The organism is Amycolatopsis sp. NPDC102389 (genome assembly GCF_044765885.1).
Taxonomy (GTDB): Bacteria; Actinomycetota; Actinomycetes; order Mycobacteriales; family Pseudonocardiaceae; genus Amycolatopsis.
This window is the reverse complement of record NZ_JBIWKX010000005.1, coordinates 78,715-104,412: the sequence shown is the minus strand read 5'-3', so window position 1 is coordinate 104,412 and position 25,698 is coordinate 78,715. Positions and strand designations below refer to the sequence as shown.

Annotated in this window: 25 protein-coding genes and 1 tRNA gene; 14 read left to right on the top strand and 12 right to left on the bottom strand. The window is 67.4% G+C overall.

All coding sequences use genetic code 11. From position 1 onward, the window contains the following. Positions 1–260: 260 nt before the first annotated feature. Entirely contained in the window at positions 261–869 is a 609-nt protein-coding gene (locus ACIRGA_RS07005) for a TetR/AcrR family transcriptional regulator (protein ID WP_400937518.1), read from the bottom strand. Between the two features lie 165 nt (positions 870–1,034). Between ACIRGA_RS07005 and ACIRGA_RS07000 the strand changes: the two genes are divergently transcribed. The 3 genes from ACIRGA_RS07000 to ACIRGA_RS06990 are packed head-to-tail and all read left to right on the top strand — an operon-like array spanning position 1,035 to position 4,538. After that, a complete protein-coding gene (locus ACIRGA_RS07000; protein ID WP_400937516.1) occupies positions 1,035–1,838 on the top strand; it encodes an SDR family NAD(P)-dependent oxidoreductase in 804 nt (267 codons plus the stop codon). A gap of 26 nt (positions 1,839–1,864) precedes the next feature. Next, positions 1,865–2,992, top strand: coding sequence for a DUF5938 domain-containing protein (locus tag ACIRGA_RS06995; RefSeq protein WP_400937513.1), 1,128 nt, complete (start codon positions 1,865–1,867; stop codon positions 2,990–2,992). A 16-nt stretch (positions 2,993–3,008) separates the two neighbouring features. Then, positions 3,009–4,538, top strand: a complete 1,530-nt coding sequence (locus tag ACIRGA_RS06990) for an AMP-binding protein (RefSeq protein ID WP_400937511.1) — start codon at positions 3,009–3,011, stop codon at positions 4,536–4,538. Here ACIRGA_RS06990 and ACIRGA_RS06985 read toward each other — a convergent pair. Continuing rightward, entirely contained in the window at positions 4,535–5,440 is a 906-nt protein-coding gene (locus ACIRGA_RS06985; RefSeq protein WP_400937509.1) for an Lrp/AsnC family transcriptional regulator, read from the bottom strand. The two genes, ACIRGA_RS06990 and ACIRGA_RS06985, sit on opposite strands and share 4 nt — an antisense overlap. A 212-nt stretch (positions 5,441–5,652) precedes the next feature. Between ACIRGA_RS06985 and ACIRGA_RS06980 the strand changes: the two genes are divergently transcribed. Next, on the top strand, positions 5,653–7,314 hold the full coding sequence (locus ACIRGA_RS06980) for an amidohydrolase (protein ID WP_400937506.1): 1,662 nt from the start codon (positions 5,653–5,655) through the stop codon (positions 7,312–7,314). Beyond that, positions 7,311–8,591, top strand: a complete 1,281-nt coding sequence (locus ACIRGA_RS06975; protein ID WP_400937503.1) for an MFS transporter — start codon at positions 7,311–7,313, stop codon at positions 8,589–8,591. Before ACIRGA_RS06980 ends, ACIRGA_RS06975 begins: the two co-directional genes overlap by 4 nt. Here the strand turns inward: ACIRGA_RS06975 and ACIRGA_RS06970 are convergent. From ACIRGA_RS06970 to ACIRGA_RS06950, 5 genes are all read right to left on the bottom strand, one after another. Next, the gene (locus tag ACIRGA_RS06970) at positions 8,588–10,162 is read right to left on the bottom strand and encodes a succinic semialdehyde dehydrogenase (RefSeq protein WP_400937500.1); all 1,575 of its coding nucleotides are present in this window, start codon (positions 10,160–10,162) and stop codon (positions 8,588–8,590) included. The genes ACIRGA_RS06975 and ACIRGA_RS06970 overlap by 4 nt on opposite strands. Before the next feature lie 13 nt (positions 10,163–10,175). Then, complete coding sequence (locus tag ACIRGA_RS06965; protein WP_400937497.1) at positions 10,176–11,804, bottom strand: GMC family oxidoreductase; 1,629 nt, start codon at positions 11,802–11,804, stop codon at positions 10,176–10,178. Positions 11,805–11,921: 117 nt separating this feature from the next. Beyond that, positions 11,922–12,761 carry an LLM class F420-dependent oxidoreductase gene (locus ACIRGA_RS06960; RefSeq protein ID WP_400937494.1) on the bottom strand — a complete coding sequence of 280 codons (840 nt, stop codon included), beginning with the start codon at positions 12,759–12,761 and terminating at the stop codon, positions 11,922–11,924. A 43-nt stretch (positions 12,762–12,804) separates the two neighbouring features. Next, positions 12,805–13,971: a CaiB/BaiF CoA transferase family protein gene (locus ACIRGA_RS06955; RefSeq protein WP_400937491.1), complete on the bottom strand. Its 1,167-nt coding sequence runs from the start codon at positions 13,969–13,971 to the stop codon at positions 12,805–12,807. After that, complete coding sequence (locus tag ACIRGA_RS06950; protein WP_400937490.1) at positions 13,968–15,125, bottom strand: acyl-CoA dehydrogenase family protein; 1,158 nt, start codon at positions 15,123–15,125, stop codon at positions 13,968–13,970. Before ACIRGA_RS06950 ends, ACIRGA_RS06955 begins: the two co-directional genes overlap by 4 nt. 101 nt (positions 15,126–15,226) lie before the next feature. Between ACIRGA_RS06950 and ACIRGA_RS06945 the strand changes: the two genes are divergently transcribed. Continuing rightward, positions 15,227–15,571 (top strand): hypothetical protein, encoded by a 345-nt coding sequence (locus ACIRGA_RS06945; protein ID WP_400937488.1) that lies wholly within the window; start codon positions 15,227–15,229, stop codon positions 15,569–15,571. Between the two features lie 116 nt (positions 15,572–15,687). Here the strand turns inward: ACIRGA_RS06945 and ACIRGA_RS06940 are convergent, their stop codons facing one another. Both ACIRGA_RS06940 and ACIRGA_RS06935 read right to left on the bottom strand, forming a co-directional pair. After that, positions 15,688–16,347, bottom strand: coding sequence for a S1 family peptidase (locus ACIRGA_RS06940; protein WP_400937485.1), 660 nt, complete (start codon positions 16,345–16,347; stop codon positions 15,688–15,690). Between the two features lie 76 nt (positions 16,348–16,423). Then, positions 16,424–17,446 carry an LLM class flavin-dependent oxidoreductase gene (locus tag ACIRGA_RS06935; protein ID WP_400937483.1) on the bottom strand — a complete coding sequence of 341 codons (1,023 nt, stop codon included), beginning with the start codon at positions 17,444–17,446 and terminating at the stop codon, positions 16,424–16,426. 230 nt (positions 17,447–17,676) lie between these two features. Here ACIRGA_RS06935 and ACIRGA_RS06930 point away from each other — a divergent pair. From ACIRGA_RS06930 to ACIRGA_RS06915, 4 genes are all read left to right on the top strand, one after another. After that, positions 17,677–17,763, top strand: a tRNA-Leu gene (locus ACIRGA_RS06930). Positions 17,764–18,030: 267 nt separating this feature from the next. Continuing rightward, a complete protein-coding gene (locus ACIRGA_RS06925; RefSeq protein ID WP_400937481.1) occupies positions 18,031–18,345 on the top strand; it encodes a hypothetical protein in 315 nt (104 codons plus the stop codon). Next, positions 18,326–19,534 (top strand): tyrosine-type recombinase/integrase, encoded by a 1,209-nt coding sequence (locus ACIRGA_RS06920; RefSeq protein WP_400937478.1) that lies wholly within the window; start codon positions 18,326–18,328, stop codon positions 19,532–19,534. The genes ACIRGA_RS06925 and ACIRGA_RS06920 overlap by 20 nt, the downstream gene beginning before the upstream one ends. Further along, positions 19,531–20,244 carry a DUF2637 domain-containing protein gene (locus ACIRGA_RS06915; protein WP_400937476.1) on the top strand — a complete coding sequence of 238 codons (714 nt, stop codon included), beginning with the start codon at positions 19,531–19,533 and terminating at the stop codon, positions 20,242–20,244. The genes ACIRGA_RS06920 and ACIRGA_RS06915 overlap by 4 nt, the downstream gene beginning before the upstream one ends. 398 nt (positions 20,245–20,642) lie before the next feature. Here ACIRGA_RS06915 and ACIRGA_RS06910 read toward each other — a convergent pair whose 3' ends face one another. Further along, positions 20,643–21,476, bottom strand: a complete 834-nt coding sequence (locus ACIRGA_RS06910) for a sigma-70 family RNA polymerase sigma factor (protein ID WP_400937473.1) — start codon at positions 21,474–21,476, stop codon at positions 20,643–20,645. Positions 21,477–22,139: 663 nt separating this feature from the next. Here ACIRGA_RS06910 and ACIRGA_RS06905 point away from each other — a divergent pair. Beyond that, a complete protein-coding gene (locus ACIRGA_RS06905; protein ID WP_400937472.1) occupies positions 22,140–22,574 on the top strand; it encodes a DUF6069 family protein in 435 nt (144 codons plus the stop codon). Positions 22,575–22,818: 244 nt separating this feature from the next. Here the strand turns inward: ACIRGA_RS06905 and ACIRGA_RS06900 are convergent, their stop codons facing one another. Beyond that, on the bottom strand, positions 22,819–23,478 hold the full coding sequence (locus ACIRGA_RS06900; RefSeq protein ID WP_400937469.1) for a hypothetical protein: 660 nt from the start codon (positions 23,476–23,478) through the stop codon (positions 22,819–22,821). Here ACIRGA_RS06900 and ACIRGA_RS06895 point away from each other — a divergent pair. After that, a complete protein-coding gene (locus ACIRGA_RS06895) occupies positions 23,462–23,614 on the top strand; it encodes a hypothetical protein (protein WP_400937466.1) in 153 nt (50 codons plus the stop codon). The two genes, ACIRGA_RS06900 and ACIRGA_RS06895, sit on opposite strands and share 17 nt — an antisense overlap. An 82-nt stretch (positions 23,615–23,696) precedes the next feature. Here the strand turns inward: ACIRGA_RS06895 and ACIRGA_RS06890 are convergent, their stop codons facing one another. Continuing rightward, entirely contained in the window at positions 23,697–24,149 is a 453-nt protein-coding gene (locus ACIRGA_RS06890) for a YybH family protein (protein ID WP_400937464.1), read from the bottom strand. Between the two features lie 109 nt (positions 24,150–24,258). On the opposite strand from ACIRGA_RS06890, the gene ACIRGA_RS06885 reads away from it, so the two are divergent. Both ACIRGA_RS06885 and ACIRGA_RS06880 read left to right on the top strand, forming a co-directional pair. Then, positions 24,259–24,909 carry a TetR/AcrR family transcriptional regulator gene (locus tag ACIRGA_RS06885; protein WP_400937462.1) on the top strand — a complete coding sequence of 217 codons (651 nt, stop codon included), beginning with the start codon at positions 24,259–24,261 and terminating at the stop codon, positions 24,907–24,909. A gap of 170 nt (positions 24,910–25,079) precedes the next feature. Beyond that, positions 25,080–25,697, top strand: coding sequence for a DoxX family protein (locus tag ACIRGA_RS06880; protein WP_400937459.1), 618 nt, complete (start codon positions 25,080–25,082; stop codon positions 25,695–25,697). Position 25,698 lies beyond the last annotated feature (1 nt).

The following is a 25,698-nucleotide window of genomic DNA, read 5'->3' as shown; positions in this document are numbered from 1 at the left end:
TTTGTGGGTGGCTTTGGGGGGGTGGGGGTGTGTGTTGCCGGCTTGCCCCCACCCCCCCCCCCCCCCCCCCCCCCACCCCATGGAAAACCGGTCATGCGAGCATCAAACGGGCATTCGGTCGCCGAAAATAGTCCCATGTGGACGCTCAAGGTGCGGCAGTGCGCCGTCGGTGCCCGTGCCTCGCGCCGAAGGTCTCCTTGCTCACGGTCTCACCACGACACGTTTGACTTTCGGCTCAACAAGACGACGCCGGCGCCGCCCTACAACACCAACCGCTTGAGCAGCGAAGCGACATCCTCGGCGAGATCGACCTCTTCACCGGCAAGATGGTGCAACAACGCCTGCTGGAACAACCCATCGAAAGCCGCATAAGCGACCTGCCGCGCCACGACCGGCGACGCGTCGGCGAGTTCGGCGTAGCGCTCCACGACGCGCCAGATCATCGCCTGCCGCTGAGTGTCGATCTCGAGCACGTCGGCGCGGAACGCGGCCTCGAACAGGCTCTGGTTCCGCAGGTCGTACCACAGCCGGTGCATCACGGCGTCGGCTCGCAGCGTGTCCGCCATCGCGACACCGAAGCCCCGCTCCAGCTCCTCGGCCGAACGCGCCATGGCCACGGCCTCGTCGTAGCGGGTCACGCACACTTCTTCGAATTTGCGGACCGCGTAGGTCAGCAGTTCCACCTTGTCGGTGAAGTAGTAGTGCAGGACCCCGTGCGAGAAGTTCGACTTCTGCGCGATCTCCCGCAGGCTCGTCCTCGCGTAGCCCAGCTCGGACAGCGCCTGCAGCGCGGACTCCGCCAGTTCCGCCCGCCGCTGGGCGAACTTGTCCACGCTCCGGCGTGCGATCCGCTCGCTCGTCTCGGTCACCACGAGTTCCTGTCCGGTCCGGGAGCCCGCGCCTGCCGCGGGGTCCCACAGTCTAGCGTCGCGGATTTCTTGACGACTGTCCAAGAAAATCTTGACGACTGTCCAAAACTGGCTCAGGATGTGACCCACACCGCAACCGCGGACCGTCTCAAGGAGGAGAAGTCCATGGGTTCGTACGACCTTTCGGGCCGAAAAGCCCTGGTCACGGGCGGAGCACAGGGCCTGGGCGCCGGAATGGCCGAAGCGCTGGCCCTGGCGGGCGCCTCGGTGGTCATCGGCGACGTCCAGGAGGATCTCGGGCGCGCCACCGCCGATCAGATCAAGCAGAAAGGCGCCAACGCGGGCTTCGTCCGGCTGGACGTCACCGACGAACAGAGCTGGGAGCACGCGGTCGCCGCGGTGATCGGCGAGCTCGGCGGGCTGGACATCGTGGTGAACAACGCCGGTGTCGAGATCACCGGGCTCGTCGCCGATCTCGACCCCGCCGACGTGCGCAAAATGCTCGACGTCAACGTGCTCGGCACCGCCCTCGGCGTGAAGCACGCCTTCCGCGCGATGCGGCCCGGCGGTCCCGCGGGCGCAGGCGGCTCCGTCGTGAACATCGCTTCGGTCGCCGCCACGATCGCTTTCCCCGGTATCGCGGGCTATTCGGCGACGAAGTCGGCGGTCGACCGCCTCACCAGGGTCGCCGCGATGGAGGCCGGGAAACTCGGCTACGGCGTGCGCGTCAACTGCGTCTACCCCGGTCTCGTACCCACGCAGATGGGCAATCAGCTCGCGCAGGACGTCGTCGAGGTCGGCCTGTTCCCCAGCGTCGAAGAGGCCATCGGCGCCGTCATCGGGCTGACCCCGGCCGGACGGCTCGGCGAGGTCGCGGACATGGCCGACGCCGTCGTGTTCCTCGCCTCCGACGCCGCCCGCTTCATCACCGGCGCCGGGCTCCCGGTCGACGGCGGAATGGGCATGTGACCAGCACGAACCCGAAAGGAATCACCATGAGCAGCCCCAAACCCGTCGTGGTCTACGGCGCCTCCGGCTACACCGGACGGCTGATCTGCGAGTACCTGCGCGAGTACAACGTCCCGTTCATCGCCGCCGGCCGCGACAAGGCCCGCATCCAGGAGGCGATCGACCACGTTCCCGGCCTCGACACCATCGACCACGAGGTCGTCGAGGTCTCGCACGACGTCGAAGCGCTCACCGAGCTTTTTCGCGACGCCAAGGTCGTGTGCAACACCGTCGGCCCGTTCAGCGAGTACGGGCACGAAGTCGTCGAAGCCTGCCTGCGCACCGGAACGCATTACCTCGACACCACCGGCGAGCAGGACTGGCTGATCGCCGCCGAAGAGCGTTACGGCGCGCAGATGGCCGAGAAGGGCCTGCTGCTCTCCCCCGGCATCGCGCAGATGTACACCACCGGCGAGATCGCGGCGAACCTGTGCCTGGAGACACCCGGACTGGACACTTTGGACATCCTGGTGTTCTGGAAGGGGTATCCCACGGTCGCTTCGACGAAGACCATCCTGGTCAACGCCGCACTGTCCGCCGCGTACTACCTCGGACAGAACGAGTACCTGCCGTGGCCCGCGGACGGCGGTTTGCAGGACGTCACCGTGCCCGGCCATCACGAGACCGGCTTGGCCCTGCCCTGGGGCGGCACCTCGCATCCGGTCTGGTTCAAGAACGACGCCCGCGTGGCGAACGTCAAGGCCGTCGGCGGCGTCTTCGACCGCGCACTCATGCAGGGGGTGCCGCAGATCGTCGCGGCCGTGCTGGAGCAGGTGAAAGACCTGCCACTGGACGAAAAGATGCGCGTGCTGGCCGAGCAGGCCGCCGCGGTGCGCGACGAGATGCCGCCGCGCGAGAACCAGCGGCTCAACACCTCGCTGGATTCGGTGCACGCCTCGGGACCGCTGGGCCGCGCGCACTGCGTCATCCACGGCACCTGCAACTACAAGCAGACCGGGCTGATGCAGGCCTACGGTGCCTACTCGCTGCTGCAACAGCCGCCGAAACGGGTCGGGTTCGCGTCCGGGTGCCAGGCCTTCGGCCACCGCGAGCTGCTCGGCGTGCTACGAAGCTTCGGGCTGGTTTCGAAGCCGGTCTTGACCGTCCACGACTGACCGGAAGGACGAGCGCGTGCGATTGACCGACTACCTCGACAAGGGCGCTTCCCTCGACCCGGCCGCGCCCTGCCTCACCATGGGCGACACGTCCCTCAGCTACGGCGAAGTGCGGGAACTGTCGTGGCGGGTGGGGCGGGCGCTGGCCAGGTCGGGCGTCAAGCCCGGCGACAAGGTGGCGATCCTGTCCGGGAACGATCCCCTGTCGTTCGGCTGCGTTTTCGGCATCAGCCGGGCCGGTGCCGTGTGGTGCCCGGTCAACCCGCGTAACGAGGCCACCGAGAACAGGGAACTGCTCGACCTGTTCGACTGCACCTGCCTGCTGGTGCAGGAGTCCTTCGCACCGCTCGTCTCCCGGATACTCCCCGAACTGCCGAAACTGTCCACAGTGGTCTGTCTCGACGGCTCGATGCCCGGCGCCGTCCCATTTTCCGACTGGCTCGGCGAGTCCGGGCCCTGCGAGGAAACGCCGCCGGACGACATGGTCCTGCTCGTCGGCACCGGCGGCACCACCGGTCACCCCAAGGCGGTGATGCTCAGCGGCGCGAACGTCGAGACGATGTCGGCGCTCACGCTGATGAGTTACCCGTTCACCGGGCGGCCGCGCTACCTGGCGCTCGCCCCGCTGACGCACGCGGCGGGCGTGCTCTGCTTCCCGGTCATGACACTCGGCGGCGAGATCGTGGTCATGCCCTCGCCGGATCTCGGCGAATTCCTCAGACTGGTCGAAAGCCGCCGCGTCACGCACACCTTCCTGCCGCCGACGCTGATCTACCTGCTGCTCGACAATCCGGCACTGGACGACGCCGATCTCTCGTCGCTGCAATGCCTTTGGTACGGCGCCGCGCCGATGTCGGCCACCAAACTCGCCGAGGCGATCACCCGGGTCGGCCCGGTCTTCGGGCAGCTGTTCGGGCAGAGCGAAGCCCCCATGATGATCTCCACCCTCTCCCCCGCCGACCACGTCCATCCAGACGGATCCCTTGCCCTCGAACGATTCACTTCGGCCGGCAGGCCGACCCCGCTCACCCAGGTCGCGATCATGTCCGAGACGGGCGAGCTGCTCCCGCCCGGCGAACGCGGCGAGATCGTCGTGCGCGGTTCGCTGGTGATGCTGGGCTACTACAAGAATCCTGACGCGACGGCGGAAGCGAGCGCGCACGGCTGGCATCACACGGGCGACATCGGCTACCTCGACGACGAGCATTACCTCTACATCGTCGATCGCGCCAAGGACATGATCATCACCGGCGGCTTCAACGTCTATTCGGCCGAGGTCGAGCAAGCGCTCATGACCCATGAAGCCGTGCAGGATTGTGCCGTGATCGGTCTGCCGCACGAGAAATGGGGCGAGCAGATCACCGCCGTCGTCCAGCTCCACACCGAAAGGACCGCGGAAGCGCAAGAACTCCGCGCCGCGGTCAAGGAGCGGCTGGGCAGCATCAAGACCCCCAAGGAGATCCTGATCTGGCCGGATCTCCCCCGGTCCAAGATCGGCAAAGTGCTCAAGACCGAGATCCGGAAAGCCTTGCTGGACAACGGCTAGCGGCGCGCGAGCTCTTCCGCGGTCGGCAGCGGCCACTCGTACCGTTCCTTGGCGATGCGGAGGTGGACCCACGTCTCCGCGGTTACGACGTCGGGTCTGCCGGTGATCTCTTCGAGCGCCCGGTCGAGGGCGTGGGCGGACTGCGCGGCGATGGTGGCGACGACGTCGAACCGGCCGATGGTCCTGGCGAGGAACTCGGTGTCTTCACGAGCGGCGAGCGCCGCCGTCACCGCGTCCCCGGCGCCCCGCACGTTCAGGCCGATCCCGCACACGAGGCCGGCGTCCGGGCGGGCACGGCTGAGCACCGGCGCGATCCGGATGACGTCGTGCTCGACCAGGAAGCGCACGCGGGTGCGTGTGGCCGACGGCGACAGCCCGACGTGCTCGGCGATGCTCGCGTAACTCTCCCGCCCGTCGGCCTGCAGCCGCAGCATGATCGCGAGATCGCGGTCGTCCAGCCGCAACCAGGGCGGCAGTGGACGGCCCGGCATGAACAGGCCCTTGACCACGTCCACGTAGACGAGCGTGTTGACCTGCTCCACCTCCGGCAGGCCGCGAATGTCGGCCACCGTGCGATAGAGCTCGGGCGAGTCGGGCAACCGCAGCTCGGCGACGGTCTGGTACTCCCCGCTCACCGCCGAGACGAACGCCGCGGCGGGCAGCGCCGCGACCGCGTCCGTCGTCGCCTGCGAACGGCCCGACGTGCGGATCGCGAGGTGCGCGTACGCGGTCAGGCCGAGGAACTCGGGATGGACCGCCGCGACCACGCTCAACGAGCCGTCGGCCTTCAGCTGCTCCAGCCGAGCCGACACGGCCGACCTCGAAGCCCCGACGCGCTTGGCCAGATCGGCGACGCTCATCCGGCCGTCCGTGCGCAAAGCGGCGACCAGCGCGTCGTCCAAGGCGATTTCTCCTCCGCTGAATTTCGGTCGGCACGCAGCACCATATCACCCGCTAGCAGGCCCAGATGACAGCCGAGATTGCGCGTTCTGTTCATGATCACGCACATATCGATTGTGAACACCATCAGTACACGACCGATCTGATTGCGCTCGCGGTTTTCGTCGCTTACCTTCGCCCCACTTCACCGTCGAAAACCCCAGGAGTCCGCCCGATGCGCCTGTTACCCCTCGATCGTTCGATCCTCGACGCGCGAGCGACGATCCTGCGTCCCGACGAGCTGGTGACCGTCGACGACGCCACCGAAGGCGCCGAAGCGGTCCTCGTGTTCGGCGAGGAGATCGCCGCGGTCGGTTCGGTGGACGAATGCCGTGCCCGCGCGGCGAGCCTCGGCAGGCCCGAGCCGGAGGTGCGGCGCCTGCCGGGCACGCTCCTGCCGGGATTCGTCGATCCGCACGCGCACCCCTTGATGTACGGGCAGATGATGACCTGGGTGGACTGCGGCCCCGAACGGGCTTCGAGCATCCCCGAGATCGTCGCGCTGTTGCGTGAGGCGGCCGAGAACACTCCGGCGGGCAGGCCCGTCCGCGGGTACGGCTACGAACACCGCAACCTCGCCGAGAAACGCCATCCCCGCAAGGAGGAACTCGACGCGGTCGCCGGCGATCGCGAGGTCTACCTCATGAACGCCAGCGGGCACGGTGGCGTGGTGAACAGCTTCACGTTGCGGCGCAACGGTGTCACCCGGGACACGCCGGATCCCGACGGCGGGGTGTTCTTCCGTGACGAGCACGGCGAACTCACCGGGGAGCTCTCGGACGCGGCGTGCAACATCCTCACCGGGGTCACCGGCGTCAAGGTCGGGCGGCACGGGCCGAACTTCCACCTCGAGGACGAGCCGGATGAGCACGCGCGGCAGCTGGCCGCCGCGCAGGAGAAGTTCCTCGCCGCCGGGGTGACCGCGATCGGCGACGCGCAGGTCACGCGCCGCGAGTTCGACATGTACCTGCGGCTGGACGAAGCCGGCCTGCTCAAGACGCGCGTCCACATGTACCTGCTGTCGCATCTGCTCGACCAGGCCCTGGAAATGGGGCTGCACGGCGCTTTCGGCACCCCTCGCCTCGCTTTCGCGGGGATCAAGTTCTACGCCGACGGCACGCTCGGCGGCTGGACCGCGTACTTCCCGGACGGCTACGTCGGCGACCCCTGCCGCACCGGGCAGCTCTACCACGACCCGAAGGACTACACCGCGCTGATCGGCAAGGCGCACGAGGCCGGGCTCCAGACCGCGACCCACGCCCAGTCCCCCGACGCGATCGCCATGGTGCTCGACGCCATCGAGGACGCGCAGCGGCGGAATCCCCGGCCTGACGCCCGTCACCGCATCGAGCATTGCGGGCTGCCGTCCCCGGAACAGATCAAGCGGATGGCCGCGCTCGGCGTCCATCCGGTCAACCAGCCGCAGCACTACTACAACTGGGGCGAAGGCGTCACCGACGCCGTCGGCACCCCCGGAGAACGGTTCAACCCCCTCGGCGAGTTCGAAGCGGCAGGCGTGCCGGTCACGCTGAGCTCGGACGCCCCGGTCGCGGAACCGAATCCGCTCGAAGCCATCCAGACCGCGGTGACCAGGACGACCCGCCGCGGCCACCGGCTCGGCGGGGACGACCTGCTGATCGACGTCCGGTCGGCCATCGCCGCGCATACGATCGCCGGCGCCCGGGTGCTCGGCCGTGAACGCGACCTCGGTTCGATCACGCCCGGCAAACGCGCGGATTTCGTGCTGCTCGGCGAGAATCCCCTCACCTGCGAGCCGGACCGGATCGCCGGTATCCGCGTGCTCGAAACCTGGATCGACGGCGAGGTGGCCCGATGACCGTCCAGACCGGCACACACTCCCTGCGCCGAGCCCGCCGGGCCGGGCTAGCGGCCTTCGTCGGCACCACCATCGAGTGGTACGACTTCTACATCTACGCCACGGCCGCGAGCCTCGTCTTCGGCACCGTGTTCTTCCCCGAAACCGGCGACCGGCTGACCGGCGTCGCGGCGGCCTTCGCGACGTACGCCGTCGGGTTCTTCGCCCGGCCGCTCGGCGGCATCGTGTTCGGGCACATCGGTGACCGGGTCGGCCGCAAGACCGCGCTCGTGGTGACCCTGACCATGATGGGCGCGGCGACCTTCCTCGTCGGCTGCCTGCCCGGATACGCGCAGATCGGCACGTGGGCGCCCATCCTGCTCGTGGTGCTCAGGTTCGTCCAAGGGCTCGCCGTCGGCGGCGAGTGGGGCGGCGCCGTGCTCATGGCCGTCGAACACGCGCCGCCGGACAAGAAGACCTTCTACGGCGCCTTCGCGCAGGCGGGAAACCCGGCGGGCGCGCTGCTGGCCACCGGCCTGTTCAGTCTCCTGAGCACCGGTGGCACCGAATGGCTCACCACGTGGGGCTGGCGGATCCCGTTCTTCGCGTCCGTGCTGCTCATCGGCGTCGGTCTCATCGTGCGCCTGAAGGTCGAGGAGTCGCCGGTCTTCGAGGAAACCGCCGAAGAAACCGGCGTGCCCATCCTCTATGCCGTCCGCACGAACTGGAAGCCGATCCTGCTGGGCATCTGCGTGCTGCCGGTCGCGGTCGGCGGCTACTACCTGGTCACCACCTTCGCGACGGCGTACGCGACCGATCCGGCCGTCGGCGTCTCCGAATCGCTCGTGCTCAACGCGCTCACCATCGCCGCGTTCGTCGAACTGGTCGTCAGCTTCGGCGCGGCCTGGCTCGGCGATCGCTTCGGCCGGGTGCGCGTGGTCGTGATCGGCCTCGCCGGTGTCGCCGTGCTCGCGGCTCCGCAGTTCCTGGTGCTCTCGACCAAGAACGCGGCGCTGATCATCGCGGCGTTCGTCGCGATGCGCCTGGCGATGACGGCGACCTACAGCCCGATCGCCGCCATCCTGTCGCAGATGTTCCGCCCGCGGGCGCGCTACACCAGCATCTCGCTGTCCTATCAGCTGGCGGGCGCGCTCTTCGGCGGCCTCTCGCCGTTGGTGTCGACCCTGTTGTTCCAGGCGACGGGCAGTGTCTGGCCGGCGATCGGCCTGCTGATCGGCATGTGCGTGCTCAGCATCGCCTGTGTGCTGGCCGCTCCGCAGCACACCGACGAGGTTTAGCGAATGCGCAAGCGCCGCATGAGTTTCAGGCTGGACAGCATCCCTTCGACGTACTTCTCGTAGGTCTGACCGCCGCGGGGACCCATGACCTGCTTCTTGAGCACCGCCACGTTCTTCACGTCGGTGTACTTGAGCAGGCCCTGGTCCCCGTGGCGGGCACCGACGCCGGAGTTCTTGACTCCGCCGGACGGCGTCCCCTTCGAGGCGTACGCGGTGGCCAGGATGTCGTTGATGTTGACGTTGCCGGATTCGATCCGCGCCGCCACTGCGCGCGCGGCGGCGACGTCAGCACCCCAGACGGAGGCGTTGAGGCCGTATTCGGTGTCGTTGGCGAGCGCGACCGCCTCGTCGACCGTGCGGTACTTGTGCAGTGCGACAACGGGTCCGAAGGTTTCGGTGACACCGCAGAGCATGTCCTTCGTGACACCTTCGAGGATCGTCGGCTCGAAGAACGCCGGGCCGAGGTCGGGACGCGGCTTACCTCCACAAAGGACGGTCGCCCCCTTGGCCACGGCATCGTCGACGTGGGACTTGACCCGGCTCATGTGGTCGACGGAGACGAGCGAGCCCATGTCCGGCCCGAAGTCGTAGGCGGCGCGGACGTCGAGTGCCTTGGTCTTGGCCACGTAAGCGTTCTTGAACTCGTCGTACCGGGACTCCGGCAGGTAGATCCGCTCGATGTGCATGCAGATCTGTCCGGTGTTGCCGAAAGCGCCGAAGATCGCGCCCTGCACGGTCTCGGTCAGGTCGGCGTCTTCGAGCACGATCATCGGGTTCTTGCCGCCGAGTTCGAGGCAGCAACCGATGAGGTTGCGGCCCGCCTGTTCGCCGATCACCCGGCCGGTGGCGGTGGAACCGGTGAACATCACGTAGTTCGCCTGGCCGATGAGCGTGGGCCCGACGTCCGGGCCCTCGCCGCACACCACCTGGAACAGCCCCTTCGGCAGCCCGGCCCGCTCCAGCAGCTCGACGCCGTAGAGCGGCGAAAGCGCGGTCTTGTTGTCGGGCTTCAACACCACCGCGTTCCCGGCCATCAGTGCCGGGATGGCGTCGGAAATGCCGGTGGCGAACGGGAAGTTCCACGGCGCGATGATCCCGACCACGCCCTTGGGCTGCCTGATCTCAGTCGACGTCGTCAGGAACGGGACCGGTCCCCCGCGTTTGACCGGCGCCAGCAGTTTCGTCGCCCGCGTGAGGTAATGGCTCATCACCATCGCCGGGTCGCAGGTCTCCTCGATCGCCATCCGGCGGTTCTTGCCGCTCTCGACCTGGATGAGGTCGGTGACGGCCGGCGCGTTGTCGACGAAGAGCGTGTGCGCCCGTTTGAACACCTCCAGCCGCCACTTGAGCGGGGTGGCGGCCCACTTCTCCTGCGCGGCGCGCGCCGTGGCGAACGCCTGCTCGATGTCGGCGGGAGTCGACTGGGGCAGCTCGACGAGCACGTCACCCGTGTAGACCTCGGTGAGCTTCCAGGTCGCGCCGGACGAGCCCGGCACGCGCGCGGCGAGGCGCTGAAGGAACGCGTCGGTCACCGACGCCGGACGGGTGAGCGCGAGCGCTGTGACGGTCATGGCCCTCTTTCCGTCAGTTGTCCGACAGGACGAGCTGCGCGCCCATCTCGCCGATCATGATGGCGGGCGCGTTGGTGTTGCCGCCGGTGATCGACGGCATGATCGACGCGTCGCAGACCCGCAGGCCGTCGACCCCGCGGACCTTGAGGTCGGGACCGACGACGGCGAGTTCGTCGACGCCCATCCGGCAAGTGCCGACGCCGTGATACACCGACGTCGCACGGTTCAGGATCGCGTCGCGCAGCTCCTGGCCGCGCAATCCCTTGCCCGGGTGGAGTTCTTCCTTGATCGAGCCGTTGAACGCCCCCGACGCGAAGATCTCGCGGACCATCTCCGAGCCCTCGCCGAGCACCTCGAGATCGGCCGGGTCGGACAGGTACTGGGGGTCGATGAGCGGCGCCGCCGTCGGATCGGCCGAAGCGAGGCGCAGCGTGCCGCGGCTCTTCGGGTAGATCAGCGTGGTGAGCACGGTGAGCGCGGGCCGCTTGTCGACGTCGTGCCGGATCGGCGCGTCCTGGTTGGGCGTCACGTACGCCCACGGCAGGAGGTGCAGCTGGAGGTCCGGGACCTCGGCGGCCTGCGAGGTCTTGAGGAAGGCGACCGCCTCGAAGACCGAGTTCGCCAGGAACGTCGTGCCGGGGCGCATCAGTTCGCTGACGAGGCCGCGCGCGAAGTACGGCGGCGTGCCCCTGTTCTTGCTCGACGACGCGCGGAAGGTCAGCGCGTGGAACATGTGGTCGTGCAGGTTGTCCCCGACCGGCAGGTCCGCGACGACGTCGATGCCGTGCTCCTTGAGGTGCTCGGCGTGGCCGATCCCGGACAGCATCAGCAGCTGCGCGGAGCCGACGAAACCACCCGAGAGGATGACTTCCTTGCCCGCGCGCAGGATCCGCTGCCCGCCGTTCGCGTCGACGACCTCGACACCGACGGCACGGCCGTTTTCGATGACCACTTTCTTCGCCAGCACCCCCGACTGGACCTGCAGCGTGGCGGGCGCGAGATGGTGGATGTAGCCGCGTGAGGCGCTGTAGCGCAGGCCGTCGGCGGCGTTCTGCTGCATCCGGCTGACGCCCTCTTGCGACTCGGCGTTGTAGTCGTCGAGGATGTCGCAGCCGATCGCGTCAGCGGTCGCCTGGAGGAACTGGAGCGTGCCCTCCTGCGGGGTCTTGTTGCGGGTGACCCGGATCGGCCCGCCCGCGCCCCGGAACGCGCTCTCGCCGTCCTCGAAGTCCTCCATCCGCTTGTACGCGGCGTTGACGCTGTCCGCGTCCCAGCCCTTGTTGCCCTCGGCGGCCCAGGAGTCGAAGTTGGCGCGGTTGCCGCGCACGTAGACCATCCCGTTGATGGAACTGGAGCCGCCGACCACTTTGCCGCGCGGCACCGGCATCCGGCGATCGAGAACGTGTTTCTGCGGCACCGAGTAGTAACCCCAGTCGAACGGCTTCTTGAGCTGGGGCACCGCGTGCATCGGGCCGACCAGCCCCGGCTTCTTGACGAGCATCTTCTCGTCGGTCTTACCCGCCTCGAGCACGATCACGCTGGCCCCGGACTCCGCCAGCCTGCCCGCGATCGCGGCACCCGAGCTGCCCGATCCGACGACCACGTAGTCGGCCTCGTCGCCGCGCGCAGCCCTGTTCGCCATGTCCGCTCCTCGGTCCGCCCACCGTGCAGAACTGTAACCTGTTCTAGTTCTGTCACCGTATAGCGAGACCGGCCGGTTCCGCAACGGGCCGTCGCTCCCCGGCCGGCCTTCGAGACCTCAGCGCAGCGGCTCGAGCGCCTTCGCCAGCGGCTCCAGCACCGCGGGGGTGTGCGGCGGCGGCAGGTAGATGATCGCCAGGTCGAGCCCCGCTTCACCGAGGGCTTCGGCATCCGCGGCGACCTTGGCGTAGTCACCGTCCGCGCCGAGGCGGACGTGCGAGGACAAGGTGATCTCGGCGGGATCCCGGCCGATGTCCGCGCAGTGCCGGTGCAGCACCTCGCGCTTGTGCGCGAACTCCTCCGGCGTGCCGCCGACGAAATTCCAGTGCTGGGCGTACTTCGCGGCCGTTCGCAGGGTCCGCTTCTCACCGCTGCCGCCGATGCAGATCGGCGGATGCGGCTTCTGCACGCCCTTCGGCTCACAGCGGGCGTCGGTCAGCTGGTAGTGCTCGCCCTGGAACGTCGTGGTCTCCTGGGTCAGGAGGCCGACGAGGACCTCGCAGGCCTCCTCGAACCGGTCACTGCGTTCCTTGATGGTGCCCAGTTCCATGCCGTACGCGCCGGATTCCTCTTCGTTCCAGCCCGCGCCGACGCCGATCTCCAGGCGACCGCCGGAAACGATGTCCAGCGTCGCGGCCATGTTCGCGAGAAGCGCGGGGTGACGGTAGTGGATGCCGCTGACCAGCGTGCCCAGCCGGAGCCGTTTCGTGGCCTGCGCGAGCGCGGTGAGCGTCACCCACCCTTCCAGGCACGGACCGGTCGAATCCGAGAAAATGGGATAGAAGTGATCGAAGGTCCAACCGGATTCGAAGAGCTCGATCTCGTCGGCGGCCTGCCAGACGGCGAGCATGTCGGACCAAACGGTGTCCTGCGGCGAAGTCTTGATGGCGAATCGCATGATTTCGATCGTAAACCTGGAGTTCCTCCAGTCGCTCTCGAAATCAACGGGCGATACCACGGCGAACGTAGTCGTCGGCGTCCACTCCGGACTCGACGAGCAACGCGTGCGTGTGTTCTCCCAATGCCGGGACGTCGCCCATGCACGCCTCGAAATCGTCGAAGGTCACCGGCGGCAGCAAAGCGTCGACCCTCGCGAATTCCGTGCCGACCTTGCGCCAGCGATCGCGGGCCCGCAGCTGAGGATGATCGGCGACCTGGCCGACGTCCTTGAGCTGGGCGGCGGGCACCCCTGCCGCGGCGAGCCGTTCGTCGAGTTCGCTGTTGGACCACCGCGAAGTCCGGGCCGCGACGGCAGCGTCGCATTCCGCGCGGTGCGCCACGCGTTGCACGTTCGTGGTGAAGCGCGGGTCGTCGGCGAGTTCGGGCGCGTCGAGGACGTCGGTGACGAGCGTGCGCCAACCCATGTCGTTCTGGACGCCGATCAGCATTTGGCCGTCGCGCGTGGGGAATGCGTCGTACGGCGCGATCGAACTGTGGCTCAGCCCCATCCGTTCCGGCTCTGTTCCGGCGTACATCCGGGTATTGAGCGCGTAGCCCATCCATTCGACGGTGGCTTCCAGCATGGAGACCTCGATCGTCGCGCCCTCGCCGGTACGCCAGCGGCGCAGCAACGCCGCGAGCACCGCCTGCGCGCAGTACATGCCCGAGGCGATGTCGGCGGTCGGGATCCCGGTCTTCGCCGGGGCGTCCGGGGTGCCGGTGATCGCGATGAGCCCGGCCTCGGCCTGGATCAGCATGTCGTAGGCCTTGCGCTGCTCCATCGGCCCGCCCGCGCCGAACCCGGACAGGTTCACCACGACCAGCTCCGGGTGCTCCGCCCGCAGATCGCCGAATCCGAGCCGCTCCGCCGCGCCGGGCGCGAGATTCTGCACGAACACGTCGGCCTTCGCGACCAGCCGGCGGACGACGTCACGGCCCTCGGCGGTCTTGAGGTCGACGGCGAGCGATTCCTTACCGCGGTTGAGCCAGACGAAATGCGCGCCGCTGCCGTGTACGGCGTGGTCGTAGGCGCGGGCGAAATCCCCGCCGTCGACTCGTTCGACCTTGATCACCCGCGCTCCGAGATCGGCGAGATTGCGCGTGGCCAGCGGCGCGGCGACCGCCTGCTCGATGGCGACGACCGTGACCCCGTCGAGTGGCCGGGTCATGCTTTCTTCTTCTCGGCGCGGACCAGGCCACCGCCGATGATCAACCGCTGAATCTCGCTCGTGCCCTCGTACAGCCGCATCAACCGGACGTCGCGGTAGATCCGTTCGACCGCGACCTCGCGCATGTAGCCGCTGCCGCCGTGCACCTGCACCGCGAGGTCCGCGGCCTTGCCCGCCATCTCGGTGCAGAACAGCTTCGCCGCCGACGGCGCGATCCGCCGGTCCTCCCCCGTCACGTACAACCGCGCCGCCTCGCGGGCGAGCGCCCGGCCGGCGAGCACACCGGTCTGCTGATCGGCGAGCATCGCCTGTACCAGCTGGAAATCCCCGATCGGCGTGCCACCCTGGGTCGCCGTCGCGGCATACGCGACCGACTCGTCCAACGCCCGCTGCGCCGTCCCGACGGCGAGGCCCGCCATGTGGATCCGGCCGCGTGCGAGCGACGTCATCGCCGCCTTGTAGCCGACATCCCCGTCCTCGCCGACCAACGCGTCGGGCCCGACACGGACCTGCGAGAACGTCACGTCCGCGGTGCGCGAACCCTCCTGCCCCATCTTCGCGTCCTTCGCCCCGACCGTGATGCCCGGCGCGTCGGCGGGCACGAGGAACACCGCGATCCCGGTGTCCGTCCGCGCGAACACGACGAACAACCCGGCCTCGGTCGCGTTGGTGATGAACTGCTTGCCGCCGTCGATCACCCAGCCGTCACCGTCCGGCTTCGCGCTGGTCCGCAACCCGGCCGGATTCGATCCCGCACCCGGCTCGGTGAGCGCGAACGACGCGACGACCTCCCCCGACGCGATCCCCGGCAACCACCGCGCGCGCTGCTCGTCCGTGCCGAATCCGACCAGCACCTGCCCGGCGATCCCGTTGTTCGTCCCGAACATCGACCGCAACGCCAGCGACGTGTACCCCAGAGCCATCGCGACCTCGACGTCCTGGACCAGGTCGAGCCCCATCCCGCCCCACTCCTGGGGGATTGCGTACCCGAACAATCCCATCTCCGCCGCCTGCGCCCGCAGATCGGCCGGAATGGCGTCCGTGTTCATGATCTCCAGCTCGCGGGGCATCACCCGCGTGCGCACGAAGTCCTTGATCTGGCCGAGAACGTCCGCGAACACGTCGTCGGGGACGTCCGGGTTGCCGGTGTACATGTCCCTCACTATCGATCACCAACGTGGCAAGGTCCACTCCCCAGAGTGGACCTTGCGGTGAGCCCTACCGGAGATCTTGATCATCGACCTAACGTCGTCCCATGCGTACACGTACCGCTTTCCTCGCCATGGCCAGCGCCGTCACCCTGTGCTTCACGATCCCCGCGGTGGCTTCCGCGGCCGAAGGCGAATTCACCTACCGCTACTACGACGAGAACGAAGAACTCCAGATCGGCACTCTGGTGGACCCGCCCAGCGGCGAATGCATCGAAATTCCCGAAATCGCCGACTGGGACGTCGACGCGTTCCGTCCGCGCAACGACACCGACTCGACGGCGGTGGTGTTCCTGGACGACGACTGCAAGAGCGACTCCTACTTTTCGCTCCGCCCCTTCGGCGGCCGCGGTTCGGACAGACTTCTGCTGCGCTCGGTCCTCTTCAGTTAGGCCGAGCGGCCCCTGCTCGACGCACGACTGCAGCTCTGGTACGGATCACCGATCCCGCGGCCAGCGTGGGCCCGCCACGCTGAACTCCGAAGCCCTTATCCGAGGGTGCTGCCGTTCTAGGTTCCGGCGAGGATCGTCAGCCCGTAGGCCGACAGGACCCGGTTGACCGGGACGAAGTAGCTGGAGCCGCCGGTGGAGCAGTTCCCGGAGCCGCCGATCAGCACCCCCTGCGCCTGCGTCCCGCTGACGAACGGCCCGCCGTTGTCCCCCGGCTCGGCGCAGACGGAAGTGCGGGTCAAGCCGGTCAGCGTCCCTTCGGGGAAGGTGATCGACACGTTCTTCGCCTGGATGATCCCGCAGTGCCAGCCGGTGGTCGCGCCGTACCGGCACACCGACGTGCCGACCGGGGCCTCGACCGACCCGGTGATCGTCACCCGGCCGTCGGTGGGCGGGATCGAGCCGACCAGCCGCCAGTCGGTCGTGTTGGTGACCCGGATGATGATCGCGCCGGTCGGCGGGACCTGGGCGCCCACGACCACCCCGACCACCCGGCCCGCGCTGCGGATCGTGTCGCCGGGCCTGCCGCAAGCGGAACTCGCGATCAGGTAGCCGACGCTCCCCGCGACGGCGGCGAACCCGGCCGTGCACCGCGACGAGGCGCTGCTCTGCAACACACTCCCGCCGCCGAGCGGGGCGGGAGCGCTCGCTTGCGCGGCTGGCGGCAGCGCCAGACACAAGGCCAGGACCAGGCAGAACATGGATCGGGGCAGTCTCACGGGACCCTCCGATGGCCGGGGATGTCCCGATCGTAACGAGGGAGGCGCCCCGGCCCATCCGCCGAACCGCGCATTCTCAGCGCCAGCCGAGCTCCGGCGCCACGTGCGTGAGGATGCTCTCCAGCACGTGCGCGTTGTACTCGACGCCGAGCTGGTTCGGGATGGTCAGCAGCAGGGTGTCCGCGGCCTCGATCGCCTCGTCCTCCTTGAGCGCCCGCACCAACTCGTCCGGCACCGCGGCGTACGACCGCCCGAAGATCGCCCTGGTCGTCTCGTCGATCATGCCGACCTGGTCGCGCGAGTCACGATCGCGGCCGAAATACGCCCGGTCCAGGTCGTTGGTCAGCGCGAAGATACTGCGGCTGACCGACACCCGCGGCTCGCGCGAGTGACCGGCCTCCTTCCAGGCTTCGCGGTAGGCCTCGATCTGCTTGCGCTGCTGGACGTGCAGCGGCTCGCCCGTCTCGTCGTCCTTGAGCGTGGAACTCTGCAGGTTCATGCCCTGCTCCGCTGCCCACACCGCGGTCGCGTTCGAGCTGGAACCCCACCAGATCCGGTCGCGCAACCCCTCCGAGTGCGGCTCCAGCCGCAGCAACCCCGGCGGATTGGCGAACATCGGCCGCGGATTCGGCTGCGCGAAACCCTCGCCCTCGAGCAGCTTGAGGAAGACCTCGGTGCGCTGACGGGCCATGTCCGCAGCGGTCTGCCCCTCCGCCGGCCCGTACCCGAAGTACCGCCAGCCGTCGATGACCTGCTCCGGGGATCCCCGGCTGACCCCGAGCTGGAGCCTGCCCCGGGAGATGAGGTCGGCGGCGCCGGCTTCCTCGGCCATGTACATCGGGTTCTCGTAGCGCATGTCGATCACGCCGGTCCCGATCTCGATCTTCGACGTCCGGGCCCCGATCGCCGACAGCAACGGGAACGGACTACCCGCCTGCCGCGCGAAGTGATGCACCCGGAAGTACGCGCCGTCCACGCCGAGCTCCTCGGCCGCGACGGCCAGGTCGATCGACTGGTGCAGGAAGTCGGCGGCGGACCGCGTCTCGGAGTGCGCGCCCGGTGACCAGTGGCCGAAGGACAGGAAACCAATCTTCTTCACGCACGTGTAAGCGCTCCGTGACCGGGTTTGATTCCCCGCCGCCTGTGACCCTCTGTATTCCATGGTTCACGTTACGCACTTATGGTTCCCGAGCTGGGGATCCTTGCCCGCCCGACCCCATGAAGCTGGCGGAGGGTAACCGATCATCGTCTCAATGTAGGTCTGCGTGACGATACGGACCCCCCTGATTGAGGCCCCGCAGGCGACGTATACTCTTCTCATATCAGCAAGTCCGAGTGGCGGAATGGCAGACGCGCTAGCTTGAGGTGCTAGTGTCCTTAACGGACGTGGGGGTTCAAGTCCCCCCTCGGACACCAAAGTCGGTGAATCTTCCCGCACCAGAAAGTACTCACCCGGTCACAGCCAGTTGGTCTGTGACCGGGCCTTTCTAGTTTCCGAACGTCGTGGTCGCCATGAGTGAGCGGCCGGTTCCCACGATCATCCCGCCCCGATCGACCGTCAGCACGGCACGGTTCGCTGCTACCTCGTCAACCGCCGCGGGGCTTCCCATTCCACTGCTTCCGGCAGCGCCCCGATCGGGTTCGATGCACTACGGGCTCGCCCGGATCGACGCGTCAGGTCGGGTGTCGGACCGTTCGATACTGAAGACACTCGGCTGGGGCCCCGGCGACTCGCTCCAGATCACCGTGATCGACAGCGCCGTCGTGGTCCATCCACATTCGGCAGGCGTTTTCGTTGTCCCGCCGCGGCCGTATCTCGTGCTGCCCGCGCTGGTGCGGCGTCGATGTGGAATCCATGCCGGCGATCGACTCCTGCTCGCGGCCGACCCGAGCCACGGTGCCCTCGTCGTCCACCCGCTCGCGGCACTCGACGAACTGCTCGTCGCCCACCACGCCTCGCTGGCAGGAGGTGAACACGATGAGCGTGAATCCGGCTAGCTCCGCGGAGCTCGACGCGGCGCGGTTGCTGTTGTCGAAGATGGGCATCGATCCCGCCGAGCTGCTCGCCGAGCCTCTCGGTCGGACGGATGTGCCGACGTTCTCGGAATACATCCCGATGGTCTCGGAGGCGGTCTCGGAGAGCACGCGCCGGGCGTATTCCTCTTACTGGAAACGGCTCGACGCTCGGTGGGGTTCGCGCCGCATCGACGAGCCGACACCTACCGAGATCCAGCAGCTCGCCGAGGAAGCCCAGGCGCAAGCGCTGGTACGCCGCAACTCGCGCGGAGGCCGAAGTGCGAAAGAGAACTTCATCGCCGCCACCCGCTGCCTCTACAAGCACGCCGTCAACGACGAACTCATCGCCGAAACAGCCAATCCGGCCCGGAAAGTCAGCAAACCCCGCCGTTTGCCCTCGACACGACGAGCCTTGCCCGACGCCGGTCTCGTCGAGATCAACAACGCCGCCGCCACAACCGGCGACGATCCCGAACTCGATACCCTGCTGATCCGGCTGCATACCGAAACAGCCTGTCGTCGTGGCGGCGCACTCAACCTCCGACCCAGGGATCTCGACGAGGTCCAATGCCTGATCTATCTCCGGGAGAAGGACGGCGCCGTTCGCTGGCAACCGGTGTCTCCGACGTTGATGGCCTATCTGCTCGCTCATGCCGAGGCCCGGGGCGCCGCCCATCCCGACGGACCGCTGCTGCGGTATGCGCATGGTGAGCCGATCACCAAACGCCGCTACGACCACCTGTGGGACCGAATCGGCCGACATGTCCCCTGGGTCCGGACCCAGCTCATCTCCACCCATTGGCTCCGGCACACCACCTTGACCTGGGTCGAGCGCCAGTTCGGCTACGCGATCGCCCACGCCTATGCCGGGCACCACGACGCCTCGGACAGCGCCACTGCCACCTACGTCAAAGCCAGTCTCACCGACGTTGCCACCGCACTGGCCGCACTCACCGGTGAACCCCATCCCTTGGCCCCACACCGTCCGGGAGGGAGCGCTGTGACGTCTACGGCCGTCCAGCTGTCGCTGCACAAAGCCAATGAGGACACCGTCACCGGGTTGAGGGCACCGCAAGCCGATGGTCTCTGCGGAACTACCGGTCTCGGCCATCCCGTTCCGCACCGCGTCCTGCATACCGTCGTCGCGGCATCCGAAGGGCCGGGAAGGTGAGCGCCGTTGCCGGGCAAGGCCGACGAGATCGGGCACTCTGGGTGCAAGGCACCTGCACAGTTTTGGTGGCAACCGGCGCCGCCTACGTCTCCTATCGACACGGCCGAGAATTTGCCCTCCGGCACGGTGCCGATGCGTCCACCGCCTCGATGTGGCCACTGATCGTCGACGGGTTGCTCACCACGGCCACTGTCGAACTCTGGAAACCTGCTGACGACAGTCGATCTCCTGGCCGCTGGGCCGCCTGGCTTGCCTTCTTCTTCGGGATTTCCCTGTCTCTTTGCGCGAACATCGGCACCGCTCCGGAACCGAGCGTCTTCGCGATCACGGTCGCGGCATGCCCACCACTTGCTCTTCTGCTAGCCGTCGAACTGCTGAACCGCGCGCTGAAACGCCACCGCGCCGACGACCCGAGCGGGACGACCGAGCCTGCCGGGAAAGTGGTCGAGACCGGTGCAACTGACACGGAGCGAGCCGAGACAGATGACGAGAGCCGAGTCGCCGTCTCGGAGAACGCGGTTCAGCAGGTCGAGCCGACCGCCGAGCAACGGATGTGGCAGCACTACCAACGCGAGCGAACACGAGGCCGAACACCGACCGGAGCCGAACTGGATCGCATCGCAGGCACCAACAACTATGGCCGCCGGGTCCTCCGACAGTGGCGGGCCACGGGCCACGGCCCGCCGTCGACACCGGAACCATCGAGCTGACGAACCTGACCCCGACCGGCAGCAAGGAGCTGATCCATCAGAACACCCAACTACTCGAAGCCCTGGAGACTCTGCTGCGCTCAGGTGGCCCGCTCGCTGCATGTCCAACACCGCACATCCGGTGCAAGTCAGCCGGTTCGCACAACCGGTCTGGACTTTGCCGGAATCACCAATGCGCTCACCATACGCGCTGAGACGAGATTGTCCGCCGAGAAGCCGGCCCGCGATCGCGCTGGCGGTGGTCCAAAACCGCAGCGCGCGGTCGCGCTGCTCACCTTTCCCTCCTCGACGAGGTGAGCAGCGCCATCGCGTTCGGCCACTGAGCCGCATTGCCCTCCGTTTGATCCGGACAGCGGGACTGGAGCCGCAGCCACACCTGCGATTCCGCTGGCGACCTCTCACGCCACTCGCGTGGTCCGCGCCTGACGCGGGACGACATCCCGTCTCAACACACCGTCGATTGAGCATTCGGGCCGATTGCGCTGAGCAGTGAGACGACTTCGCAGCGTGGATAGACCACGATGCTGCATCACCCGAACCGAGCTTGAAGTGGACCCGATCCGCATCGCGGTCTCAGCGGCCGACAAGCCCTCGATGACGCGCAACCACAGGACGCGACGTTGCTTTTCAGGAAGCATCTCGAGCAGCTTGCCCAGCTGCGAGCCCAGTTCGCGAGACATGAGGAGTTCCTCCGGCAGCAGAGCACCGCTGGGAACATCGGGCACCAGCGCCACCGGTCTGCTCCGGTCGCGCGAGTTCTTCCGCCAGGCGTCGATCAGTTTCCGCTCGGCGAGTATGTAGACAAATGCCATGAACGGAGAGCCCCGGTCATCGTATTTCGGTATGGCACCGAGTACGGCGATGACGACCTCCTGGGTCACGTCATCCACGGAGAGCATCCGTTGATTGACCCCGCCGAGCCGCCGACGACAGTAGCTTTCGATCCTCGGGTAAATTCGGCTCAGCAATTGCTCGGTCGCACTACCGCCGCCTCCACTCTGGCCAGTCTGGCGCGACTCGCGTTGCACCGCCTTCACAAGGTCGAGCAGGAGCCTGGATTCGGCACCTTCTGCGCGGTCTCGCGAGAGTTGCTCTGCTGTGGGAATAACGGTCATGGCAAGCTCCGCGTGAACCGGGCGACGATCGGCGTCGTCGACATGATCCGGCGAAAACGCCTTGGCGCACTTCGCCCGACCCTGTGAATTTCCGTTGAGAACAAACGAACCAGTCACGATCCCGGCTTGCAGCCAAGATCCAGATCGGCGTCGGCGTAGCCAGTCTGCCCGCCTCCGTCGGCCGCTTTACCTGGCCACTGCATAGCTACGGCAGCGGCGGCGAACGTGGAGGCGTCCCAGCGCCCGCGATGATCTTTTCGGCATGCGCCTTCACACCTCTCGTGAACCGGGAGACCAGGAAGGAAGCATCGAGTGAACGGGCAGGACGTGACAACGGCCACAACCATACGGTGCCCATCTGTCTTGCCAGGCTGCCCTCGTTTCCCGGAAGCGTTCTACCCCAATGCCGACTTGTTACCCTGAGCGAACAAGCCCGAAACGCCACATCGATCAGCATCGCCATCTCAGACACAGATGATCATGGCAGGCCAACGACCGGCCCCGGTCAGCTGGTCAAGCCGGACATCACCCCATGGAGATTCGTCCCAGGTGCTGCGATTTGCGAGCCCACTGAAAGGGCGGCGGGTGTACGTGCAATCATTCTGCCCTTAACTACCCTGAAGTCTATATTCAATGGTTGAATGGATGAAACTAATCGTTTAAGGAGTTCCTGCACCGAGAATTCTCTGTCCACACCTGGGGCAAGGACTTCAGATTTGCGATTTAAAGCACTTCGCCTGAGTAGGGGAAATCATGGGACATTCACACAGCAAGGTGGCCGTGACCGGCGGCATTGCACTCGCCGCTCTCCTCGCCAGCGTCGTCAATTTGTTGGTATCACTTGCTTTTCGCGCTCTTGGCGCCTCCGGTGATCTCGCAGCGTTACAACCCGCCGCGTATATTTCATTCACTGTCCTCGGCGTGATTGGCGGCGCGGCCGGGTGGGTGCTGGTGCGGGCCAAGAGCCGGAACCCGGCAGCCCTCCTCCGCATATTGGTACCGCTGGTCGTTGTGGCCTCGTTCGTCCCGGACATCCTGTTGCTTGCCGTGAAATCTCCGGGTGCCGACCTGCTGGGCATTTCCGGTCTGATGGTCATGCACGTAGTCGTGGCCGCGATCGCCGTGCCGGCATACGGATACGTCCTACCCCTTCGCTCCCGTCCATACAGGACGGCCGACGTCAGCCGCGCAGACGGGCGCCGAGGTCAACGCTAGCCTCGATCTTGCATGAGGTTCTGTGAGTTCGCCGGCATTGCCGCCGTGGTCGGGTTTCGGTTGCAAGTCTCACTGTGGGCAGGTCGATACGGGCGGTGCGGGTGGGGCTGTGACACGCGAACGCAACATCATTCGAGGTGGCAACGGGCCGGGTCTCATGAACGCGGTGGTGCCGGCTCCGTGCGCCTTGTCCGCGATCATCGCGGCGGCGAGATCAGCCTGTCGGCAAGGGACGACAAGCTGGTCACATGTCCGGGCGCGGTCCTCCGTCGGCGTGTTCCCCCTGATCGCGCCGACCTGGTCGCGGATGGCGGTGTCGAGGTCGGTGGCGGCCAGGCCGAAGGTGTCCGCCGTCTCCGTCGCGTCCATGTGGAATGGCGCGTACCACTGGTAGTCCATCTCGGCCATTTCGCGGGCGATGGGCACGACCAGCCCGGCCGCACGCATCACCAAGCGCGGCAGCTGGAACAGTTTCACCGGCGGTCTGCCGGCGGCCTGCGCGCAGCGCAAGGGCGAATTCGCGGATGGTGACGGCCGGCGGGGGCGGCACGTGCCAGGCGCGGCCCCACGCGCGTTCATCCTGGGCGAGCGTGACCAAGGCCCGCGCCATGTCGCCGTTGAAGGTGAAGGTGTGCGGCATGTCGAGGTGGCCGGTGACCCAGGCGGCGCGGCCCTTCTTCATGGCCGGCTCGATGAGGATGGCGTAGATGCCGACCGCGTCCTTGCCGATGTAGTCGGAGCCGCGGACCTCGACGGTGCGGATACCGGCGGCGAGGGCCTGTTCCCACATCCGTTTGCGCAGGCGACCTTTACGTCCGGTGGCGGCCACGGGTGTGTGCTCGTTCATCCTGCCGCCGGGCCGCGGTCCGTAAGCGTAGAGGCTGCCGGTGAGCGCCGAGATCATCTGGGGCACGCTCTACGGCGTAGCCTCGCTCGGCTATCTCGGCACCGTCGACAACAAACGCGCCCGGCGACTCGCCGAACAGGCGCTGCGCGCGCTCCTTCTCGGCTGGCGAACCGAGGTCGCGGGAAACAGGTAGTCCGGCGCCAACGGCTGAAGCCAGAGTCAGCGACATCCCGGCCGATGGGCAAGATCGGATGCCCGCTCGTCAGCGCGGATGGTCAGCGTGCCCGTTCCCAGAGCGGCAGACGAAAGGCCGCGTAGGTGAACTTGCCGGTGATCTTCCCGGCGGGGTCGAAGTGGAAGACGTCCAAACCGTGCCACTGCATGCGGCCGCCGTAGCGGAGTCGGGCGAACCACCGCAGCGGCGGGATCGCGCGTTTGCCTTGCGCGCCGGTCAGATCCAACCGGCACGCCCACCGGATCGCCGCCTGGCCCCGGGACTCGTCGATCACCCGGTCGTAGACATCGGAGGTCATCGCGCCGAAGCGGTCGGCGAACTGCGGCGCGAACGCCGCCCGGATCGCCGGGAGGCCGCGCAGCTTGGGGCCACGGCCAGGCAGGTAACGGGCGTCCTCGGCGAAGAACGACATGACCCGGTCGAGGTCGGGGTCGTTGAAGGAGCCGACGAAGGCGTCGATGGTTCGGCTGAGATCGGTGCCACTGGCGGTCATGTGCGTGCCGTTCGAGTTGGGGGACGGTTCGGGCCGAACGTATAAGAACAGCGTCCCTTTACCAAGAGAACGTCGTTCTCCTAGGTGCGGGGCTAGGGTGGTGGCTGCCATGGAAACGTCGTTTCAGCGGGCCCGTCGCCCGGAGCAGAAGAACCAGCGGCGCGAGACGATCCTCGCCGCCGCCACCGACCTTGCCCTGGCGTCGGGCGTGGCCCGGGTCAGCCTGGGCGACATCGCCACGGCGGTGGGGCTGGCCAAGTCCAACGTCCTGCGCTACTTCGGCACACGCGAAGAGATCTACCTGCAGCTGACGATGCGGGAGGGAGCGGATTGGGCGGTCGCCGCCGGCGCCGCGCTGCACGGGGCGAGCGGGTTTTCCGCGGCGGCGGCGGCTTTGGCCGACGCTTACGCCGACCGGCCGTTGTACTGCGACCTAACCACGCATGCCGAGACGATGCTGGAGCACAACGTGTCGGTCGAGGCCTTGGAGGTCTACAAGCGGTGGGCCATCGACACCTACTTCACCGTAGGTCAGCAGCTCTCCATCGCCTGCCCTGATCTGACCGGCACCGATGGGGCGTCCTTGGTCATGGCGGCCAGCGCGTTCGTCGCGAAACTGTTCCCGCTGACCCGCCCCTCGGCCTCCCTGCGGGAGCTGTATGACCGCGAGCCGGAGATCGCCCGGGTGTTTCCCCCGTTCCGGCCGACACTGCAACACATGATCGCCGCGACCGCGGCCGGGCTGCCGGCCACCCGTTAGGCAGGCGGATCGCCATCACCAGTGGCTTGAGCATATGGCAGCCGTTCGTGTTCGCGGCGGAGCCCGCGACTGCGGGTGGCGGCCCGTGCGCCCCCCGCTGGACACACGACGCCGGCAACGCCCGTCCGGCTACGCAGCCGAACTCGCACCGTCACGGGTTCAGCACGTAGTTGCTGATCGCTGCGCCCAAGCGGCAGCAGACCTGTCTCTACCAGTGGAGTGAAGAAGGTTTGACAGCCCACGACCACCAGCTCGCGGTGCAGCAACCTCAAAACCCCATCACGTTCACTGGACGACATGGCGCAACGGGCCCTTCGGGCAGAAAATACGAAAATTTTGGACATAGCCAACCCGTGTTGTCTGGTGCTTGGGTTCGACCTCATCCAGGGGCAGGCGCCCCGCTGCAAGCATCGATGAACTCAGAAATGGGGATTGCGGTGGCGTTCTCTGCCTTCGTTGTGGTGACCGGCTTGCTGTTCATGGGCGGAGGTTCGGCAAAGCTCGCAGGAGTAGCCGTGATGCGGGGGGACGCTGAGCGGTTCGGCTTCAAGTACAGCACTTACCGCTTCATCGGTGCAGCCGAGCTCGCCGGCGGACTGGCGTTGTGCATCACACCATTAGCGCAGCAGCCCCTACTCGGCATCGTTGCGGCCACTGGCCTGGCCGTGTTGATGTCCGGCGCTGTGGCGGTGCACTTGAAGGCCAAGGATGCTGTAACGAAGGCGGTACCCGCTGCGATCTTCGGACTCGTCACAGCGGCGATCGCATACTTCTTCGCGGCGAGCTGAG

What these genes read in the sequence shown, in the direction of transcription:
- ACIRGA_RS06890 (WP_400937464.1), bottom strand. Translation starts at nt 24,149, where the DNA reads ATGACCGCCAGTGGCACCGATCTCAGCCGAACCATCGACGCCTTCGTC.
- ACIRGA_RS06900 (WP_400937469.1), bottom strand. Translation starts at nt 23,478, where the DNA reads ATGATCTCGGCGCTCACCGGCAGCCTCTACGCTTACGGACCGCGGCCC.
- ACIRGA_RS06945 (WP_400937488.1), top strand. Translation starts at nt 15,227, where the DNA reads ATGCGTACACGTACCGCTTTCCTCGCCATGGCCAGCGCCGTCACCCTG.
- ACIRGA_RS06965 (WP_400937497.1), bottom strand. Translation starts at nt 11,804, where the DNA reads ATGGCGAACAGGGCTGCGCGCGGCGACGAGGCCGACTACGTGGTCGTC.
- ACIRGA_RS06975 (WP_400937503.1), top strand. Translation starts at nt 7,311, where the DNA reads ATGACCGTCCAGACCGGCACACACTCCCTGCGCCGAGCCCGCCGGGCC.
- ACIRGA_RS07000 (WP_400937516.1), top strand. Translation starts at nt 1,035, where the DNA reads ATGGGTTCGTACGACCTTTCGGGCCGAAAAGCCCTGGTCACGGGCGGA.
- ACIRGA_RS06995 (WP_400937513.1), top strand. Translation starts at nt 1,865, where the DNA reads ATGAGCAGCCCCAAACCCGTCGTGGTCTACGGCGCCTCCGGCTACACC.
- ACIRGA_RS06920 (WP_400937478.1), top strand. Translation starts at nt 18,326, where the DNA reads ATGAGCGTGAATCCGGCTAGCTCCGCGGAGCTCGACGCGGCGCGGTTG.
- ACIRGA_RS06980 (WP_400937506.1), top strand. Translation starts at nt 5,653, where the DNA reads ATGCGCCTGTTACCCCTCGATCGTTCGATCCTCGACGCGCGAGCGACG.
- ACIRGA_RS06885 (WP_400937462.1), top strand. Translation starts at nt 24,259, where the DNA reads ATGGAAACGTCGTTTCAGCGGGCCCGTCGCCCGGAGCAGAAGAACCAG.
- ACIRGA_RS06955 (WP_400937491.1), bottom strand. Translation starts at nt 13,971, where the DNA reads ATGACCCGGCCACTCGACGGGGTCACGGTCGTCGCCATCGAGCAGGCG.
- ACIRGA_RS06970 (WP_400937500.1), bottom strand. Translation starts at nt 10,162, where the DNA reads ATGACCGTCACAGCGCTCGCGCTCACCCGTCCGGCGTCGGTGACCGAC.
- ACIRGA_RS06950 (WP_400937490.1), bottom strand. Translation starts at nt 15,125, where the DNA reads ATGTACACCGGCAACCCGGACGTCCCCGACGACGTGTTCGCGGACGTT.
- ACIRGA_RS06960 (WP_400937494.1), bottom strand. Translation starts at nt 12,761, where the DNA reads ATGCGATTCGCCATCAAGACTTCGCCGCAGGACACCGTTTGGTCCGAC.